The organism is Endozoicomonas sp. ALC013, from assembly GCF_049310205.1.
GTDB lineage: Bacteria > Pseudomonadota > Gammaproteobacteria > Pseudomonadales > Endozoicomonadaceae > Endozoicomonas.
On record NZ_JBLYNS010000301.1, the window covers coordinates 1 to 2,827 of the forward strand.

Here is a 2,827-nt window from a genome sequence, read left to right on the forward strand (position 1 = left end):
CAGTGAATTCAGACTCTTTTCTTCTTCAATCTGCAAAGAGGGAAAGCATGATTGGAGTTGATCGCGAACCTCGGATTGACGTTTTGACCTGATAGTCTGGTAATGGGGGACGACCGGACACGCTCTGCCAAGCCAACTTGCCGCCTGGGCAATGGTGCGTTGATCCTCTTCATTGTGCAGGAATGTTTTTTCCAGACGAGTAAACAGGTCATCCATGGGCTTTTCAAACACGTGTTTTTTATTGGCATTGGCGACCAGAGACAGCCTGGCACAGCATACCATTACTCCCCAAAGGGACATCAATATCGCTTGCTGAGAGAACTGAGGGTTGCCATTGATTCCCTCGACAAGCGATTTGAACGTGGTGGTTACCAAGTCCAGCTCAATGAGTTCGCCCAGTTTCGCCATGGCCCACAGCAGGCTGGCGATATGCTGAGGATTAAATTGATCTTTCTGTGCACTTACGTGGGGTAACAGCGTGGCCACGGCTTCGTTGAGTTCTGGTGTCCGCTCCTGCCCATTGTCCATCAGTTTCGCTATGGCCCACAGCAGGCTGGCAATATGCTGAGGAATAAATTGGTTTTTTTGTGCGCTCACTTGAGGTAACAGTGTGGCCATGGCCTCTTTGAGACCCGGTGTCCACTCCTGCCCGTTGTCCACCAGTTTCGCCATGGCCCACAGCAGGTTAGCGATTTCCTGTGGTGTAAAGTTAGCTTTCTGTGTGTTCGTGTAGGGCAACAGCGCGGCCACGGCCTCATTGAACTCTGGCGTTCGTTCCTGCCCGTTGTCCACCAGTTTTGCCATGGCCCACAGCAGGTTAGCGATTTCCTGTGGTTTAAAGTGAGCTTTCTGTGTGTTCGCGTAGGGCAACAGCGCGGCCACGGCCTCATTGAACTCTGGCGTCCGTCCCTGCCCGTTGTCCACCAGTTTTGCCATGGCCCACAGCAGGTTAGCGATTTCCTGTGGTTTAAAGTGAGCTTTCTGTGCGTTCACGTGTCGCAACAGTGTGGCCATGGCCTCGTTGAGTTCTGGTGTCTGTTCCTGCCCGTTGTCCACCAGTTTCGCCATGGCCCACAGCAGGTTGGCGATTTCCTGTGGTTTAAAGTGAGCTTTCTGTGCGTTCACGCGGGGCAACAGCGCGGCCACGGCCCCGTCGAGCTCTGATGTCTGTTCTTGCCCGTTGTCCACCAGTTTTGCCATGGCCCACAGCAGGTTGGCGATATGCTGAGGAATAAATTGGTTTTTTTTTGCGTTCACGTGGGGCAACAGTGCGGCCAAAGCCTCTTTGAGCCCTGGTGTCAACTCATGCCTGTTATCCACCAGTTTCGCCATGGCCCACAGCAGGTTGGTAATTTCCTGTGGTTTAAAATTAGCTTTCTGTGCTTTCACATGCGGCAACAGCGTGGTCACGGCCTCCTTGAACACTGGTGTCTGCTCCTGCCCGTTGTTCACCAGTTTTGCCATGGCCCACAGCAGGTTGGCGATTTCCTGTGGTATAAAGTGAGCTTTCTGTGCGTTCACGTTGGTCAATAGGCTGGCCACGGCCTCATTGAACCCCGGTGTCCGCTCCTGCCCGTTGTCCACCAGTTTCGCCATGGCCCATAGCAGGTTGGCAATATGCTGAGGAATAAATTGGTCTTTCTGTGCGTTCATGTGGGGCAACAGTGCGGCCACAGCCTCGTTGAGCCCCAGTGTTCGCTCCGGCCCGCTGTCTGCCAGTTTCGCCATGGCCCACAGCAGGTTGGCGATTCCCTGGGCATCAATATCCCTGGCTTCAGGTTTTTGGTTGCACTTGAATATTATTGCATCAAGTAGCGTTGTCATTAAGGCAGCTTGAGTGCGCTTAACACGCTCATCTATGGGGTTATGGGGGGTAAAAACACCCGCTGAAGTCAATGAATGAAATGTTGTCGTCAGGCTTCGCCAATTCCAGCTCCGTGTTGCAGTAAAATTTTCCAGCAAACGCATCAGCTGGCTTTGTTCTGCTCGATTCAACGGTCTTTTAGCAGCTGACGTGTATTTTTTAATTGAACTGGCATAATGACCGTGAAGTCTCCCATCATAGCGATCACCAAAACGATAAGATTTCTTCACCAAGCCATCCATTATCTTCTGTCTGGTGAGAGCATTAAAATTTTGAGCAGGGTTTACTGAACGGTACTGTAGATGTTGAGAAGAGCGTGTGGAGGAAGAATGGTAAAATTCATGACGCCCCGGGGCAGTGCGGGAGGGGGTATCCCATTGTCTGACTGTGGCATATCTATATCGTCCACGCCGTGAAGAAGACGCCTGGTCATCCGGTTGGTTGTCATCATTGCCTGATCTTGCGTATTGACCACTGATACCAGCAGAGCTTCTATCCATAACTATATTTCATTAATTCATGAGAATATAAGAAGCAGACTGCTGTTCTGTTCAGAAGTTCATTTTGTTGGAATGTTGATAAATGTAAGCTGTTGGAGAAACGCATCTGCTCCTGATGCCAACCATCCGTTATCTTCAAATCATCCGGGGCGAAATTCAGGGGCAACAGGTCTTCAACGCTGGTAGAACTTTACTTGAATGTGAAAACGTCTCCTGGGTCGAAGGGAGGGGGTTACTGGCTGTTTGTTTTCTTCCTATTTCCTGGTTTGCCGGTTTGCTCTTCTGAATGTTCTTCGGCGGTTAAGTAACCGTGATCTGAGGGTTGCCTGCCTTTATCAGCAGGAACGTATGCCTCATCTGCCCACTCTTTTTTAAGTGACACAGAACCATGCTCCTGTGGCGGGATGCCTATCCTGGTCTTTACTTGATCAATGTATGGTTTCATTAAATCCTGATTGCAAAC

General features: G+C 50.6%; 2 protein-coding genes. Both read right to left on the minus strand.

The window, feature by feature from the left end:
• A partial coding sequence (locus ACO6V1_RS23310) for a DUF1601 domain-containing protein (RefSeq protein ID WP_422468903.1) occupies positions 1 to 2,364 on the minus strand: 2,364 nt, incomplete at its 3' end.
• Between the two features lie 232 nt (positions 2,365 to 2,596).
• A partial coding sequence (locus tag ACO6V1_RS23315) for a hypothetical protein (protein ID WP_422468905.1) occupies positions 2,597 to 2,827 on the minus strand: 231 nt, incomplete at its 5' end.